We start from the raw sequence: 16,361 nt of genomic DNA on the forward strand, positions 1-16,361 counted from the left end.
TGCCCGTCACCCGCCGTGCTCGCTCTACGGTTTCTTCCGGGAGGAGCGCCCGCCTGTTCGCCCTCAGCGGATGTGGGGCGCCGTATCCGGCGGATGCCGCATGGATTGTCACTGCGAGCGGGTAAGAAGGCTCTGACGGCCAGGAAGCCCCAGGTGGCAGGGGCGGAGCGGGGGTGCTCGGTGACAGGTGTCGCCGCACGGCGCATGCGTCGGTGCGGGGGTGTTCGCCTTCGGCGTAGTGGATCCAGGTGAATACGCCTGGCCTGCGGGAACATCGTCTCGCACCATCGGGTTGGAACTGGTGTCGGCTGTCCTGGGCAGGAGGCGCATGATCGACCGGGTCGACCGGGCCGCAGTCGGCAGTTGGAATGAGCGGTCCCCCGTTGCGGGACTAAGCTGCGGAAGGACAGCGAGGGGAGCGTCCCCTCACTGCCTGACCGCTCTGAGGAGCGATTAACGATGTTCGAGAGGTTCACCGACCGCGCGCGGCGGGTTGTCGTCCTGGCTCAGGAAGAAGCCCGGATGCTCAACCACAACTACATCGGCACCGAGCACATCCTTCTGGGCCTGATCCACGAGGGTGAGGGTGTCGCCGCTAAGGCACTGGAGAGCCTCGGGATCTCGCTTGAGGCTGTCCGCCAGCAGGTGGAGGAGATCATCGGACAGGGCCAGCAGGCGCCGTCCGGCCACATCCCCTTCACTCCTCGTGCCAAGAAGGTGCTGGAGCTGTCGCTCCGCGAGGCCCTTCAGCTCGGCCACAACTACATCGGTACCGAGCACATTCTGCTGGGGCTGATCCGCGAGGGCGAGGGCGTTGCCGCCCAGGTCCTCGTGAAGCTCGGCGCTGACCTGAACCGGGTGCGCCAGCAGGTGATCCAGCTCCTGTCCGGTTACTCCGGTGGCAAGGAAGCCGCCACGGCCGGCGGACCCGCCGAGGGCACGCCGTCCACCTCGCTCGTCCTGGACCAGTTCGGCCGCAACCTCACGCAGGCTGCCCGCGAGTCCAAGCTCGACCCGGTCATCGGGCGCGAGAAGGAGATCGAGCGGGTCATGCAGGTCCTGTCCCGCCGTACGAAGAACAACCCCGTGCTCATCGGTGAGCCCGGCGTCGGCAAGACCGCCGTCGTCGAGGGGCTGGCGCAGGCCATCGTCAAGGGCGAGGTGCCCGAGACCCTCAAGGACAAGCACCTCTACACCCTCGACCTGGGCGCGCTGGTCGCCGGCTCCCGCTACCGCGGTGACTTCGAGGAGCGCCTGAAGAAGGTGCTCAAGGAGATCCGTACGCGCGGCGACATCATCCTGTTCATCGACGAGCTGCACACCCTGGTCGGCGCGGGCGCCGCCGAGGGCGCCATCGACGCGGCGAGCATCCTCAAGCCGATGCTGGCCCGCGGCGAGCTGCAGACCATCGGTGCCACGACGCTGGACGAGTACCGCAAGTACCTGGAGAAGGACGCGGCCCTCGAGCGCCGCTTCCAGCCCATCCAGGTCGCGGAGCCGTCGCTGCCGCACACCATCGAGATCCTCAAGGGCCTGCGCGACCGGTACGAGGCGCACCACCGCGTCTCCATCACCGACGCCGCCCTGGTCGGTGCGGCCACGCTGGCCGACCGCTACATCTCGGACCGCTACCTGCCCGACAAGGCGATCGACCTGATCGACGAGGCGGGCTCGCGGATGCGCATCCGCCGGATGACCGCTCCGCCGGACCTGCGCGAGTTCGACGAGAAGATCGCGAACGTGCGCCGGGACAAGGAGTCGGCGATCGACTCGCAGGACTTCGAGAAGGCCGCCTCTCTCCGTGACACGGAGAAGCAGCTGCTGGCCGAGAAGGCCAAGCGGGAGAAGGAGTGGAAGGCCGGCGACATGGACGTCGTCGCCGAGGTGGACGAGGAGCTGATCGCCGAGGTCCTGGCGACGGCCACCGGCATCCCGGTCTTCAAGCTCACCGAGGAGGAGTCCAGCAGGCTCCTGCGCATGGAGGACGAGCTGCACAAGCGCGTCATCGGCCAGGAGGACGCCATCAAGGCGCTCTCCCAGGCGATCCGGCGCACCCGTGCGGGTCTGAAGGACCCCAAGCGCCCCGGTGGCTCGTTCATCTTCGCCGGCCCCTCCGGTGTGGGTAAGACCGAGCTGTCCAAGACGCTGGCCGAGTTCCTGTTCGGGGACGAGGAAGCACTGATCTCCCTCGACATGTCGGAGTTCGGCGAGAAGCACACCGTCTCGCGGCTCTTCGGCTCCCCGCCCGGCTACGTCGGCTACGAGGAGGGCGGTCAGCTCACCGAGAAGGTGCGCCGCAAGCCGTTCTCCGTCGTCCTGTTCGACGAGGTCGAGAAGGCGCACCCGGACATCTTCAACTCCCTGCTGCAGATCCTGGAGGACGGTCGGCTGACCGACTCCCAGGGCCGGGTCGTGGACTTCAAGAACACGGTCATCATCATGACGACCAACCTCGGCACCCGGGACATCTCCAAGGGCTTCAACCTCGGCTTCGCCGGCCAGGGTGATGTCAAGGCCGGGTACGAGCGGATGAAGGCGAAGGTCAACGACGAGCTCAAGCAGCACTTCCGGCCCGAGTTCCTCAACCGTGTCGACGACACCGTCGTCTTCCACCAGCTGACGCAGGACGACATCATTCGCATCGTCGACCTGATGCTCTCGCAGGTGGACGAGCGGCTGAAGGACCGGGACATGGGCATCGAGCTCAGCACCGACGCGAAGGAGCTGCTCGCCAAGAAGGGCTACGACCCCGTGATGGGTGCCCGGCCGCTGCGCCGGACCATCCAGCGCGAGATCGAGGACGTGCTGTCGGAGAAGATCCTCTTCGGCGATCTGCGGCCCGGTCACATCGTGGTCGTCGACACCGAGGGTGAGGGCGAGACCAAGTCCTTCACCTTCCGCGGCGAGGAGAAGTCCGCCCTTCCGGACGCGCCTCCGGTGGAGTCCGCCGCAGGCGGCGGCCCCAACCTGAGCAAGGAGGCGTGACCGGCTCGACGGCCTGAGCGCTGCGCAGCACGAGAGGGACCGACCCGCAGTGGGTCGGTCCCTCTCGTGCTGCGCGGGCGCCCTGCGGCACCGTGGGCCGGGTCACGCCAGGATGCGCACACCGTCCGGCACCCCGGTCACGCGCGGCAGCCGCGGGTTGACCCGCAGTGTCGTCAGCTGGGGGAAGGCGGCGAGCCACCCCATCGGTACGCCGAGGTCGTAGGCGAGCCACAGATGGGTGAGCTGATCGTGCACCAGCCCCTCCAGCAGTTCGTCGGGGGTGAAGGGCCCGACGATCTGCACCCGCGCCCTCCCGCCCAGCTTCCGCAACGCGGCCAGCTCGAACCGGTCGGAGACGGGGTAGTAGAGCCCCTCGGGATCGAGGTGGGCGATGATCTCCTCGGCGTACCGGTCGGTGTCGAAGTTCCGCCATCCCCGCGCCAGCTCGGCACGCAGCTCCAGGGACGCCCGGTTCCGCAGCTGGGCGAGGTAGTGGATAGCCGCGTCGTCGTTGATCCGGGTGACGGTCACGGCGAGCCGGTGCGCCTCCTTGTCCGGGACGCTGCTGGGCTCGGGCAGCATCTCCAGCACTATGGGGCCCACCCAGCCCAGGCTGCGGGCGCCCTCCAGGGTGGTGGGCCGCACCATGTGGCGGGTCTCGCGCCGGATGCGGGCGTGGGTGTCCGGGTCGAGCTCCGTCACATGCTCCAGGCAGGCGGCCGCCAGCAGCCGCCGCCGGTTGCGCTGCATGCCCTTGCGGCCGGGCGCCAGCAGCCCGCCCAGCAGCCGTGCGCACTCGGCGGGGCGCGCATGAGCGACGGCCATGCGGATGACTTCCTCCCACTCGGCCTCGTGCGCGTGGTCCAGCAGCATGTCGAAGGCGCCCTGTTCGACGGCTTCCTTGGCGGCCAGGTAGTCCTGCACGGTGCGGTGGACGAACTCGATGGACCGGTCGGACTGCTCGCGCAGCAGTCCGGTGCGCAGCAGCAGATGGTTGAAGATGTCCTCCGGGCGGCCCTGGCCCGCGGTGGAGGGGATGGCCGGCAGATGCCGGGATATCTCCTCCAACGCCTCGTCCATGGTCAGCTCGGCCCGCCGGTCGACCAGCATCCGGTACGCCAGCTTGCGCAGCAGCCGTTCCCGCGCCCCACGCCGCAGCTTGACCGCGTCGGCGTACAGCACCCGGCGCTCCGGGTCGCGCCGCTGCAGCAGCATCTCCATTGCGGCCTCGTACAGCTCCTTGCGGCCCTGCGGCAGGGAGCCCGACCGGTCGCGGTTCAGTGCGCAGATCAGGCCGCACATCAGCGGGTTGGTCGCCAGTCCGCGCAGTTCGCGGTAGAGCGGGATGGAGGACAGCAGCTGGTCGCGGTACTCGGCCAGCCGCCGGTGGTCCTTGCCCTCGTCGTCGGCGGCGGCCGTGTGCCAGGCGGTGATGAAGGCGGCGACCTGGTCGCGGCTCATGGGGGCCAGCGCCAGCTCGTCGAAGCCCTCGTCGGCCAGCCAGTTGGGCTCCACCGCCGAGGGCCGCGCGGTGACCAGGCAGAAGTTTCCCGAGTAGATCCGCATGAGCCGGCGCAACTGGCCGCGCAGCGCCGCCCGCTCGGACTCGGGCACCTCGTCGATGCCGTCGACCAGCAGCAGCCCGCGCTCCTCGGTGAGCACCCGTGCCACCCAGCCGTCGGGCGCCGCGTCGGCGAGCGGATGGCGGACGGCCCGCAGGAAGTCCTCCGGAGAGGGAAAGCCCTCGCGCGCGAACCGGCGTACGGGCAGGACCAGCGGTATCCGGCCGCGCAGCGAGCTCAGCTCGGGCGGCAGCGCGTCGCGCGCCGCGGAGACGGCGAGCCACTGCACCAGCGTCGTCTTCCCGGAGCCGGCGACGCCGCGCAGCAGTACCCGCTCGTGGCCGCCCAGCGCCCGGTCGGCGGGGAGTACGGGCTCACCGCTGTCGCTGTGGTCCGCCCGCCGGTCCGGGCTGTCGAACTCGGCGCTGAGGCTGAGATAGGTGGCGTCCAGCGACCAGCTGTCCGGGGTGTTCGGGTTGGGCAGATCGATGCCGTAGATGGTCACGCGGTTGTACTGCTCGGCAATGGAACGGGCGTAGCGCGCCTCGAACTCGGCGTCCACCGCGGAGGGCTCCGGACGGCCCCGTACGGCCTCCACATCGTTCAGGTCGATCAATTGCCGTATCCGGTGGGCGCGTTCCGGCATGCGGTCGGCGAGGACGGGGGAGCGGCGGATCAGATGGTGCAGCAGATGCAGGCAGACGGTGACCAGCAGCCGGTCGTGGAACCAGGCCGCGTCCGGATTCAGCTCCCGGTCCGCACCCGGCACCGCGGAGCGCAACTTGCGCGCGAAGTCCTGCGGCCCCAGCCGCACGGCCTGCACATCCGTGGTGTCCAACTCCCCGATGATCCACAGCGTGCGGGAGAGTACGGCGGCGACGGGCTCCTCGTCCTCGGGCGGCAGCCGGTGGGCGAGCGCTGCCAGGCCCACCAGCTCTCGGGCGAGCGACAGCAGCGTCTCGTAGGACAGCGGCGGGTTCTCTCCGCGGAACGAGACGAGCCGCGCCAGCAGTTCTTCCTCGGCCTGCGCCCGGTCGGGTGTGGCCTCCACGGGCAGCAGGAGCTGGCAGACGAGCGGATCGGCGATGGTCGAGGCGAGCCGGACGGCGGGGTCCATGCGTGGGGACTCCCTGGCGTTGGGCGACGGCAGCGGGCGGGTGACGACGTGCTGACGGCTGTTGACGGTGGTCTGTTGACTGGTTGATGACCAGCGTAGGCCGTACGTGTGGCTCCGGTCACCCTGTGTTCGGGTCAGCCTCGGCGGGGCGGGGGAGCGACGGTGACCTCGATGTGAGAGGGGAGGGAGGTGAGGTCGATGGGGCCTTGGGGGCGGGAGAGCGTGAGGTGTTGGAGGTTGGGAAGTTTGGCCAGGGAGGCGAGAGAGACCGAGCCCGCAGGCTCGGTGAGGACGAGGGTTCTCAGCGAGGGGCACGTCTCCGGGGCCAGTCGCATGCTGAACGGACTTCCGCCGAGGGACACCTGCAGCACGGACAGCTTCGTCAGCCGCGCCCCAGAGGTCCGTAGGTTGAGCAGGTGGTGGGGCTCGCAGGAGAGTTCCTGGAGGCGGGGCAGTTCGGCCAACTCGCTCCAGTCCTCTTCCGGGAGCCGGTGCCCCACCCCGGAGAGGTACAGGACTCGCAGATTGCGGAGGGCTGAGATGCCTTTGACGCTCCTGGTCTCCTCGGGGAGGAGAAGGGAGTCCAACTCGGCGAGGTGGGCGATCCGCGCCATTTCCGGGCAGGGCGTTCCTTCGCGTACTCCCAGCAAGCGGAGACCGGGCAGCGCCTCGATTCCTTCCAGGCGCGCAAGCGTCGTCACGTCCCACAGGTACAGCGTGGACAGCGGCAGGCCGGCCAGCGGCGAGAGGTCCGTCACCGGGCATTCGCGGAGGTCGAGCTCTTCGAGATTCGGGAACGCCTGGACGAATTCCAGCTGGTCGACAAGGTGATTCCGGGAGAGGGCCAGCTCCACCAGTTGGTCGGGAGCGGGCTGGGTTTCGAGGATCTCCCGCTCGGAAAACGCGCCTCTGATGCGCGAGGTCGACCGCTGTCCCAGCCTGCGCAGCCACACAAGGTGCTCATGGGTGCTCGCGGTGACGCGCACATAACGCCGGTCGGGAAGGTCGGCAAGAATCTCCTTCGCGTACGTGTCCGCGTCGAACCGGTCCCAGTGCCCCGCGAGTTGCTGGAGCACGGCCGATGACGGGTGGCCCAGGAATCGCTTGAGCAGTACGAGCGCCGCGTCCGTACCCATCTGGGCGGCGGCGTGGGCGACGGCCACCGCCTCGTCGTCGTCCAGTTCCTCCAGCCCCGACAGCAGATCCAGCACCACCCCGCCCAGCGGCACCAGCTCTTTCGCCTCATCGATGTTGCGCGGCGGAATCAGCTCCTTCGCCCGCTCCTCGACCTCCCCCCGCACCCCGGGGTCCAATTTGGTGGCGTGCTCCAGGCATGCCATCGCCAGCAGGTGCAGCCGCGTCCGGCACCCCGGCTCCGCGTCCCCCCGCTCGACCAGCCCGCGCAGCAGCCGTGCCCGCTCGTCGGGTCGGGCGTGGGCGACGGCCATCCGCACCACGTCCTCCCACTGGTCCAGGTGCGCGTTGCCCACCAGTACGCCGAAGTCGCGCTCCTCGACCGCCGCCTTGGCGCCCAGGTAGTCCTGGAAGGTGCGGTGGACGAAGTCGACAGCCCCGTGCCCCGGCTCGCGCAGCAGTCCGGAGCGCACCAGCAGAAAGCGGAAGACGTCTGTCGCAGAGCCCTGCTCGGCGACGTACGGCATCGCGGGCAGCATCCGCTCCACCAGTTCCACCGCGTCACTCTGCGACATTTCCGACCGGCCGTTGCGGATGAGCCAGTAGGCGAGCTTCTGCAACAGCTCGACCTGGGATTCCTCGTCCAGTTCGACGCTTTCTCCGGTGGCGAAGACGGCGCGCTCCCGGTCGCGCCTCTCCAGCAGCATGGACAGCGCGGCGTCGTACAGTGCCTTGCGGCCGCGGGGCAGGAAGCCGTGCCGTTCCCGGTGCAGCGCGCAGATCAGCCCGCACATCAGTGGATTGGTGGCCAGCAGGGACAGGTCGGGCCTGGTCCGCACGGCAGTACGCAGCGAGGCGGCCATCTCCTCGTCCGCCTCGGCCGCCGCGTGCCAGCGGGCGACGAACAGCTCGACGTCGGCGGGGCGCATGGGGGCCAGGGACAGCTCGGTGAAGTCGTCGCCGGCCAGCCAGTTCTCCTGTACGGCGGAGGGGCGCGAGGTCACCAGTACGAGGTTGTCCGGGTAGGCCAGCAGCAGGTCGCGCAGCCAGCCGTGGGTGCGGGTGCGCTCCTGCTCCGGTACCTCGTCGACGCCGTCGATCAGCAGTACGCCGCGTCCGGCCGCCAGCACGCGGTCGGCCCAGCCGCCGGGCTGGGCTCCGGCCAGCGGGCAGCCCACGGCGGCCAGGAAGTCGGCGGGCGGGGGCAGTGCCGCGCCGCTCCGCGTGAGGGTGCGCAGCGGCAGCACGAACGGCACCCGGCCGATCAGATGGGCCAGCCGTCCGGTCAGCTCGGACTGGCGAGCCGTCGTGACGGCGAGCCACTGCACGAGCGTGGTCTTCCCGGAACCCGCGACGCCGCGCAGCAGTACCCGCTGATGCCCGGAGAGCGCCTGTTCGACGGGTTGCGCCTCCACGGCGCCGGAGCCGACCGAGGCAACGGCCGAGGTGCCTGCCGGGTCGTCGAACGGGCCGAAGCCGCGCTCGTCGGACGTCGCCTCCAGACTCAGATAGGCCGTGTCCAGCGGCCACTCGCTCGCCTGCTGGATGTCGATGCCGTAGATGGTCAGGGTGCGGTGCTTGTTGGCGATGTAGCGCGCGTACTGCTGCTCGAACCCGGCGTCCTGCGCGGACTGGGAGGGCACGCGTTCGATGAGGACGTCGACGAGGGTGATCAGCTCGCCCAGCCTGCGGCTCTGCTCGACGAGGGTGCGGGCCACGAAGGTGGAGCGCTGGGTGAGGAAGTGCAGGATGTGCAGGCAGGCGGTCTCCAGGACGCGCTGGTAGAGCGCTTCCTCGGCGGGGGCGGCGTCCGGGTGCGGGTCGTGCATGGTGGCCTGCGCGTGCAGGGCGCGGGCGAAGTCGGTGTGGCCGAGGCTGACGGCCTCCACATCGCTGAGGCCGATATCGCCGAGCGCGTGCAGGGTGTCGGCCAGTCGGGCGGAGGCGCGCTCGGCCTCCGGGGGCGAGGGCGCCTCGTGCGGCCCGAGATCCCGTACGGCGCGGTCGACCAGTTCGGCGGCGAGCTTGTCCAGCTCCCGCCGGCCCAGCTCGCGCCGCTCCGTGAAGGAGACGAGCCCACTCACGCGTACCGGCCGGTCCACGAGCCCGGCGCCCGGACCCTCCCTCACGAACAGTCGTTTCACCAGCGGCGCCATCACGCTGGAGGCGATGCGCAGTCCGACGACCCCCGCGTCCATCCGTAACCCCCCGTTCGGCCTCAACTCCCCGCAGTACGGGGCCGCGTACGGCGAGCAAGCGTAGAGGGGCGCGCGGGTCGCGTCGATGAGGGCCCCCTCCTGCTCCTCGGGGCGGTGGGGGTGAGCGGGGTCATATGAGCGGGGCCACATCCGGCGCGGAGGGGCCGTGAGGTGCGGCACAGGGATTTCGGGGGGTACGAAGCGCGATAGGAGGTCCCGGGGCGCGTACGGCGTCGACCGGTGGGGTGGGGCCCCAGCTCGAAGCGCCGGGTGATGTGGGTCTCTCGTGTTACTACGGAGCTCTTTAGTAATAACAGTCCTTGATGTCCGTTTTCTGGCGGGTTACCAAGGGGGTCGCGTCCACATCGAGGCGCACTGAACCAACCCCCTTCCGGAGGTAGCACCCCTATGACGATGTCTAGGACCACCAAGCGCGCCAGGACCTACACCACGGCGCTGGCCGCCGGTCTCGGCGCGACGATGGCCCTGGGGGCCGGCACGGCTCTGGCCGCGGCGAAGGCCGACGCCGGCACGGCTCAGCACGACATCTTCGCGACCGGCACGGCAAGCAGCCTGGCCGAGTCCACGAAGGCCCAGGCCGACGCGCACCGCAAGGCCGCCGAGGCCGCCGCGAAGGCGAAGGAGCGCGCCGCCGAGGCGAAGAAGCGCGCGGCCCAGAAGGCCGCCCGGGACGCCGAGCGCCTGCAGACCTCCTGGATCAAGCCGATCGACGGCAAGTACGAGCTGAGCGCCTCCTACGGCAAGGCGGGCGGGCGCTGGGCGCACAACCACTCCGGCCAGGACTTCGCCGTGAGCGTGGGCACCCCGGTCCAGGCCGTGCACAAGGGCACCGTCGTCAAGGCGGGTCCGAACGGCGCCGGCGACGGTCCGGCGTACGGCAACGCGATCGTCATCCGGCACGACAACGGTGCGTACTCGCAGTACGCGCACCTGTCGCAGATCAACGTCAAGCCCGGTCAGCAGATCAAGACCGGCCAGACCATAGCCGAGTCCGGCAACACCGGTAACTCCTCGGGGCCGCACCTGCACTTCGAGATCCGCAAGGGTCCGAACTACGGCACGGCCGTCGACCCGCAGGCCGCCATGCGCGCCGTCGGCGTCACCTTCTGATCCACGACGCCACGACGCCTCTCGGCCCGCGCCACAGAGCGCTCCGGTTCAGGGGACGTACCGGAGTCGGCAGCAGCGCCCGTCACTCGTGACGGGCGCTGCCCGTTTCCCGGCCCGGGGGTGTGTCGCCCGAGCCGTGGTGGGCCGCCGTGACCAGCTCCTGGGCGACCTCCAGGGCCGCCTTGCGCTTCTCCTCGGGGTCGGCCTTCGTCCCCTCCAGGGTGAAGAGCGACGAGTGCATGGTGAACAGGGCGGAGCTGCAGCGCACCTGGTCGGTGAGGGCGGCGTTCTCGTCCTTGATCAATCCGAGCAGGAGGAACATACGTTCCTTCATCTGCTCGCCGATGGCCAGATCGCGCAGCGCCGCCTGGTTCTCGTGCATGAACCGTACGAGCGGGGTGGCGTTGCTGATGCACGCGCTGTAGCGGCTGAGGATCTCCAGCTTCGTCTCCAGCCGGCTCGGCTGGTGGGCCTTCGCCCAGGCGATCACCTCGTCGGCCGGGCCCAGCACCATGTCCTCGAACAGGCTGGTGAGCAGGTCTTCCTTCGTTTTGAAGTGGTAGTACAGCGCGGCCTTGGTGACGCCGAGCTGCTCGGCGATCTCCCGGAGCGAGGTCTTCTCGTAACCGCGCTCAGCGAAGAGCTCCAAGGCGACGTCCTGGATGCGCTGACGGGTGTTTCCCCTGCTCATGCCGACCCCTTCAAAACTTACTTGACGCCCGGCTAGGAGCGCCCTAGCTTGGTCCATCGTACTGAACTAGCCGTGCGGCAAGTAAGTGGCAAGCAAAAGGGGAGTGGCCGCGCATGGGTGCCAGTGGCGCGACAAACCAGGCGGAACGGGAAAAGGGGGACACCGAAGACAAGCAGGAGTCGAGCCCGGGACAAGGAGGAGTCAAGGAGGCGGCCGGGCCCGGCCCCGGCGCGGAAGCCGCCGGACCGAAGCCGCGCAGCGTGCGCTTGGTCCTCTTCTCGCTGATGATCGCTGTCCTGCTCGCGATGCTGGACAACATGATCGTGGGCACGGCCATGCCGACGATCGTCGGTGAGCTCGGCGGCCTCGAACACCTCTCCTGGGTCGTCACCGCCTACACCCTCACCACGGCCGCCTCCACACCGCTGTGGGGCAAGCTCGGCGACATGTTCGGGCGCAAGGGCGTCTTCCTCACCTCGATCGTCATCTTCCTCGCCGGATCGATGACCTCGGGGGCGGCCCAGACGATGGGTCAGCTCATCGGCTTCCGCGCCCTCCAGGGGCTGGGCGCCGGCGGGCTGATGGTCGGGGCCATGGCGATCATGGGCGATCTGATCCCGCCCCGGGAGCGCGGCAAATACATGGGCATGATGGCCGGGGTGATGTCGCTGGCCATGATCGGGGGGCCACTCGTCGGCGGCACCCTCACCGACCACCTCGGCTGGCGCTGGGCCTTCTACATCAACCTGCCGCTGGGCGCCGTCGCGCTCGCGATGGTCGGCACCGTGCTGCACCTGCCGAAGAAGCGCTCCCAAGGCCGTATCGACTACACCGGTGCCGTGCTGCTGACGGTGGGCATCACCGCCGCCGTGCTCGTCACCAGTTGGGGCGGCACGGAGTACGACTGGAGCTCGTCCACCATCATCGGCATCGGGGCGCTCGCCGTGGCCGCGCTGGTCGCCTTCCCCTTCGTCGAGCGCAGGGTGGCCGAGCCGATCCTGCCGCTGCGCGTCTTCCGCAGCGGCAACTTCTCCCTGGTCGCCTTCATCGGCTTCCTGCTCGGCTTCGTGATGTTCGGCTCGATGACCTTCCTGCCGCTCTACCAGCAGAGCGTCCAGGGCGCCTCGGCCACCAACTCCGGGCTGCTCCTGCTGCCCGTCCTGCTGCCGATGATGGTGGTCTCCGTGGTCACCGGGCGCGCCACGACCAAGACGGGGAAGTACCGCATCTACCCCATCGTGGGCGGCGCGCTGATACCTGTGGGCCTCTTTCTGCTGGCCCAGATGGACGTCGGCACCAGCCGCCTGACCTCCGGCCTCTACATGGCGGTGCTCGGTGCGGGCATGGGCTTCCTGATGCAGCTGACCATGCTCATCGCGCAGAACAGCGTGGAGCTCAAGGACATGGGTGTCGCCTCGTCGACGACCACCCTGTTCCGCACCATCGGCGGCTCCTTCGGTGTCGCCCTGATGGGCACCATCTTCGCCACCCATGTGGAGGACTCCATGAAGGAGAGCGCCGCAGCGGCCGGCGACGCGGGTGGCGGACCCGCCGCCAAGCTCACCGAGGGCGGCGCCCAGCTCGACGCCGCCTCCCTCGAAAAGCTCCCGGAGCAGGTGCGGGCGGCCTATGAACACGCGGTCGTCAACGGCACCCACGCCGTCTTCCTGCTCGCGGCGGGGGTCACGGTGCTCGCCTTCGTCGCCGCCTGGTTCATCAAGGAGGTCCCGCTCAAGGACGCCGCAGCGCAGAAGTCGGCGGAGCCCGAGGAGGACGGAGTCCCCGCAGCGGGGTAGCGCTCCTCCCGCCGCCACAGGGCGAGCAGGCCCGGGGGGCGTTGCGGGCAGCGGTGAAGGCCCGGTGGTGCGGCCCTGTGGTGCGGCCCTGCGGTGCCGAGGGACAGCAACCACCGGGCCGCACCGGCCGGTACCGACACGCCACACCGGCACCGCCACCGGCCCCGGCACCGTTGCCGGGGCTGCGGCTGCGGCTCAGCTCAGCGGCAGGCGGTACCGCTTGCCGTCCAGCGGCTCGACAAGACCGTCGGCCACCAGTCCGTCCAGCGCCCGTGCGCGCTGGACGGGCTCGTGCCAGACGCGGTCGAGGTCGGACTGGGGAACCGGCTCCTTGGCGGCGCGCAGCACGGCCAGCAGCCGTCCGCGCACCTGCCGGTCGGTACCCGCGTACGCCTGGGTGCGCCGCGCGGGGCCCTGGTGCTCGGGCGCGCCCGCGAGCTGCCATGCGCACTGCGCCGCGATCGGGCACCGTCCGCACTGGGGGCTGCGGGCCGTGCACACCAGCGCGCCCAGCTCCATCGTCGCCGCCGCCCAGCGGGAGGCGGTCTCGTCGTCCTCCGGCAACAGCGCGCGGGCGAGCTTCCGTTCGGCCGCGGTGGTCGCGTTGGGCGGGTACTGCCTGCCGCTGACGGCGCGCGCGAAGACCCGGCGCACATTGGTATCGAGCACCGCGTGCCGCTTGCCGTACGCGAACGACACCACGGCTGCCGCCGTGTATTCGCCGACGCCCGGCAGAGCCAGCAACTGGGCGTGTTCGAGGGGTACCTCGCCGCCGTGCCGTTCCGCTATGGCCTTGGCGGCTCCGTGCAGCCGCAGGGCGCGGCGTGGGTAGCCGAGCCGGCCCCAGGCGCGCACGGCTTCGCCGGGTGCCTCGGCGGCCAGGTCGGCGGGGCGCGGCCAGCGTTTCATCCACTCCTCGTACACCGGCAGTACGCGGTTGACGGGAGTCTGCTGGAGCATGAACTCGCTGACCATGACGCCCCACGCGCCCGCCTCCGGGCGGCGCCAGGGGAGGTCGCGGGCGTGTGTGGCGAACCAGTCGACGACGGGGGCATGGAGGGCGCGCGCCGTCTCGCGCAGGGCGGGGTCGACGGCTTCGGTTTCCGCGGCGCGCGCTGACGGGGCGCCGGCCGAAGCGGCTTGGGGAGTCTCGGTGGTCGCAGTCATGGCACGACCGATCCTGGCACGGCGCTCCTCATCCGAAAAACGCACACGCGGTACGAAAGCCTGTCCGCCACTTCCGCGACCCAACTGTGACGTATCCGTCGAGATGCCGTGGACGCCCCACACGCCGCATAGCCCGCTTACAGCGGTTAATCCCAAGAATCGCCGAAGCCCTCAGCAAAGCGGCACAGATGACCGCGAAGCACTCACGCACCGGCTGTACTGGGCCGCTCATCACAACAATTGGTGCTGTGAGCGGTGGGTACGGTCCTGTGGTGTGGCTGATGTCTCGTAAGGTTTCCGCGTGGGATCTCTGCGCAATCCGATCGGGCCGCTTCCCTCCTCCATCTACTGGCGCCGGAGGGCAGTTGCCCTTGCTGTCCTCGCGCTGCTGGTCCTGATCGTCGTCTGGGCAGTGACCTCGCTCGGTGGCGGCGACAGCGCCCGCAACGAGGGCAGGAACGGCGACAAGGGAAACGGACCCGCCAGCACGATCACTCCGGGCCCCACCGACTCCGGCCCGGCGATCAGCGAGCGCCCGGGCGGCCGGGACGAGGAGGACGGCGGCTCGGACGGCTCGGGCGGTTCCGCCGGCTCCGGCGGTTCCGACGAGAAGGACCAGACCTCGGCCGGCGGCTCCGGCTGGGGCGCGGGGAGCGGCTCCCGAGCGGGCAACGACGGTGCCGATTCACAGGGTTCGGGCTCCGGCGGCACCGGTGGCGGGGGCGCGGCCGGCGTTCCGGCGCCGTCGAACGTGGCGAGCTGCCGGCCGGGCGAGGTGAAGGTGAAACTGCGCAGCGTCCAGCGGGAGTACGGGCCCGGCGAGCGGCCGCAGTTCGAGCTGAAGGTCACCAACGAGCGGGGCAGTGCCTGCAAGATCGACCTCGGCCGTACCGCGACGATCGTGACGATCAACAATCCGCAGGACGCCAAGTTCTGGCGCTCCGACGACTGCCCGCCCACCAAGAAGCCGATGCCGCGTCTGGTGCCGGGCGACGGCAGCTCGACGCACACCCTCACCTGGTTCCGGAAGGCCAGTGCGGCCAACTGCGGTACGCCCACTTTCGAGGCGCCCAAGCCGGGCACCTACGAGGTCGAGGTGAAGATCAAGGGCCTCAAGACGGTCCGTACGTCCTTCGAACTGGTGAAGTGACCGGGGGCCGGCAGCGGACCGGGACAGCGCTCGCAGGGAGTGGCCGACGGCGCGGAGCGCGGTGAGGCACCTTCGGCGCGGCGGCCGTCCGCGAGGCGGCCACCGGTGAGGCAGCCGTCACACGTACCGTTCGAGGATCGAGGACTCGGCGAGCCGGGAGAGGCCCTCGCGGACCGAGCGGGCGCGCGCCTCACCGACACCGTCCACCGCCTGGAGGTCGTCCACGCTCGCCGCGAGCAGCTTCTGCAGCCCGCCGAAGTGGTCCACCAGCCGGTCGATGACGGTGCCCGGCAGCCGGGGCACCTTGGCCAGCAGCCGGAAGCCGCGCGGCGAGACGGCCGAGTCGAGGGTCTCCGGTGCGCCGCTGTAGCCCAGCGCCCGTGCCACGGTGGCCAGTTCGAGCAGCTCGGTGTGGGTGAGCCGGTCGAGGTCGTTGAGCGCCTCGGGCACGGCACGTACCCGGCGGCCCGCGCCGACCGTCTGCGGCGCGTAGTCGCGTACGACCAGCTCGCGCTCGGGCTCCACGCCCGCGATCAGCTCGTCCAGCTGGAGGGAGAGCAGTCGTCCGTCGGTGCCCAGCTCCACGACGTACTGCTCGATCTCCGTGGCGATCCGGCGCACCATCTCCAGGCGCTGGGCCACGGCTGTCACGTCCCGCACGGTGACCAGGTCCTCGATCTCCAGCGCGGAGAGCGTCCCGGCGACCTCGTCCAGGCGCAGTTTGTAGCGCTCCAGGGTCGCCAGGGCCTGGTTGGCGCGGGAGAGGATCGCGGCCGAGTCCTCCAGGACCCGTCGCTGCCCGTCGACGTAGAGGGCGATCAGCCGCATGGACTGGCTGACGGAGACGACCGGATAGCCCGTCTGGATGGAGACCCGCTGCGCGGTCCGGTGCCGGGTGCCGGTCTCCTCCGTCTCGATGGAGGCGTCGGGGACCAGCTGCACACCCGCCCGGACGATCTTGGAGATGTCCTTGTCGAGAATGAGCGCGCCGTCCAGCTTGCACAGCTCGCGCAGCCGGGTCGCGCTGAAGTCGACATCCAGTACGAAGCCGCCGGTGCACAGCTGCTCGACGTTCTTGTCCATGCCGAGGACGATGAGCCCGCCGGTGTTGCCGCGCAGGACGCGCTCCAGCCCGTCGCGCAGCGCCGTTCCGGGCGCGACCGCGCTCAGTGAGGCGCGCATCAGGCCGGACGCCCCCTCGGCCCTGCCGGGGACCGTTGCCCGGTCGTTGGCTGCCACTGCACTCCTTCGGTCGTGCGGGTGCCTGTCGGCATTTCCTCGACCACCGGATCCACCGCACCTTCGCGAAGAGGCCGTGCCGGTCCCCCTCGCGGTGCCGCGCACAGCCCCCCCGTGGTGCTCGTGGTCGGTCGAGACCGGGGCAAAGTCTACCGGCGCGTCGAGCCGGCCCCTCGCCGCGTACGGTCCGC

Annotated in this window: 9 protein-coding genes; 4 read left to right on the top strand and 5 right to left on the bottom strand. The window is 70.2% G+C overall.

The window, feature by feature from the left end; all coding sequences use genetic code 11:
* Positions 1-459 precede the first annotated feature (459 nt).
* Entirely contained in the window at positions 460-2,985 is a 2,526-nt protein-coding gene (locus JW613_RS30825) for an ATP-dependent Clp protease ATP-binding subunit (protein WP_099883327.1), read from the top strand.
* Positions 2,986-3,087: 102 nt separating this feature from the next.
* On the opposite strand, the gene JW613_RS30830 is transcribed toward JW613_RS30825, so the two are convergent.
* Entirely contained in the window at positions 3,088-5,664 is a 2,577-nt protein-coding gene (locus JW613_RS30830) for an NACHT domain-containing protein (RefSeq protein ID WP_209214164.1), read from the bottom strand.
* Between the two features lie 134 nt (positions 5,665-5,798).
* Positions 5,799-8,996: an NACHT domain-containing protein gene (locus JW613_RS30835; RefSeq protein WP_209214165.1), complete on the bottom strand. Its 3,198-nt coding sequence runs from the start codon at positions 8,994-8,996 to the stop codon at positions 5,799-5,801.
* A gap of 408 nt (positions 8,997-9,404) precedes the next feature.
* Here JW613_RS30835 and JW613_RS30840 point away from each other — a divergent pair, with 408 nt between their 5' ends.
* A complete protein-coding gene (locus JW613_RS30840; RefSeq protein WP_209214166.1) occupies positions 9,405-10,127 on the top strand; it encodes a M23 family metallopeptidase in 723 nt (240 codons plus the stop codon).
* 82 nt (positions 10,128-10,209) lie between these two features.
* Here JW613_RS30840 and JW613_RS30845 read toward each other — a convergent pair whose 3' ends face one another.
* A complete protein-coding gene (locus JW613_RS30845) occupies positions 10,210-10,818 on the bottom strand; it encodes a TetR/AcrR family transcriptional regulator (protein WP_209214167.1) in 609 nt (202 codons plus the stop codon).
* A gap of 113 nt (positions 10,819-10,931) precedes the next feature.
* Here JW613_RS30845 and JW613_RS30850 point away from each other — a divergent pair, with 113 nt between their 5' ends.
* Positions 10,932-12,614: an MDR family MFS transporter gene (locus tag JW613_RS30850; RefSeq protein ID WP_209214168.1), complete on the top strand. Its 1,683-nt coding sequence runs from the start codon at positions 10,932-10,934 to the stop codon at positions 12,612-12,614.
* A gap of 195 nt (positions 12,615-12,809) precedes the next feature.
* Here the strand turns inward: JW613_RS30850 and JW613_RS30855 are convergent, their stop codons facing one another.
* Positions 12,810-13,781: an iron-sulfur binding domain-containing protein gene (locus JW613_RS30855; RefSeq protein ID WP_209214169.1), complete on the bottom strand. Its 972-nt coding sequence runs from the start codon at positions 13,779-13,781 to the stop codon at positions 12,810-12,812.
* Between the two features lie 301 nt (positions 13,782-14,082).
* Between JW613_RS30855 and JW613_RS30860 the strand changes: the two genes are divergently transcribed.
* On the top strand, positions 14,083-14,931 hold the full coding sequence (locus tag JW613_RS30860) for a hypothetical protein (RefSeq protein ID WP_209214170.1): 849 nt from the start codon (positions 14,083-14,085) through the stop codon (positions 14,929-14,931).
* A 117-nt stretch (positions 14,932-15,048) separates the two neighbouring features.
* On the opposite strand, the gene disA is transcribed toward JW613_RS30860, so the two are convergent.
* Positions 15,049-16,170: a DNA integrity scanning diadenylate cyclase DisA gene (disA, locus tag JW613_RS30865; protein ID WP_099883335.1), complete on the bottom strand. Its 1,122-nt coding sequence runs from the start codon at positions 16,168-16,170 to the stop codon at positions 15,049-15,051.
* Positions 16,171-16,361: the final 191 nt, after the last annotated feature.

The organism is Streptomyces smyrnaeus (assembly GCF_017676345.1).
Lineage (GTDB): Bacteria > Actinomycetota > Actinomycetes > Streptomycetales > Streptomycetaceae > Streptomyces > Streptomyces smyrnaeus.

Bases quoted from the DNA above. Each gene is read 5' to 3' on its own strand.
- JW613_RS30825 (WP_099883327.1), top strand. From the start codon at position 460: ATGTTCGAGAGGTTCACCGACCGCGCGCGGCGGGTTGTCGTCCTGGCT.
- JW613_RS30830 (WP_209214164.1), bottom strand. From the start codon at position 5,664: ATGGACCCCGCCGTCCGGCTCGCCTCGACCATCGCCGATCCGCTCGTC.
- JW613_RS30835 (WP_209214165.1), bottom strand. From the start codon at position 8,996: ATGGACGCGGGGGTCGTCGGACTGCGCATCGCCTCCAGCGTGATGGCG.
- JW613_RS30840 (WP_209214166.1), top strand. From the start codon at position 9,405: ATGACGATGTCTAGGACCACCAAGCGCGCCAGGACCTACACCACGGCG.
- JW613_RS30845 (WP_209214167.1), bottom strand. From the start codon at position 10,818: ATGAGCAGGGGAAACACCCGTCAGCGCATCCAGGACGTCGCCTTGGAG.
- JW613_RS30850 (WP_209214168.1), top strand. From the start codon at position 10,932: ATGGGTGCCAGTGGCGCGACAAACCAGGCGGAACGGGAAAAGGGGGAC.
- JW613_RS30855 (WP_209214169.1), bottom strand. From the start codon at position 13,781: ATGACTGCGACCACCGAGACTCCCCAAGCCGCTTCGGCCGGCGCCCCG.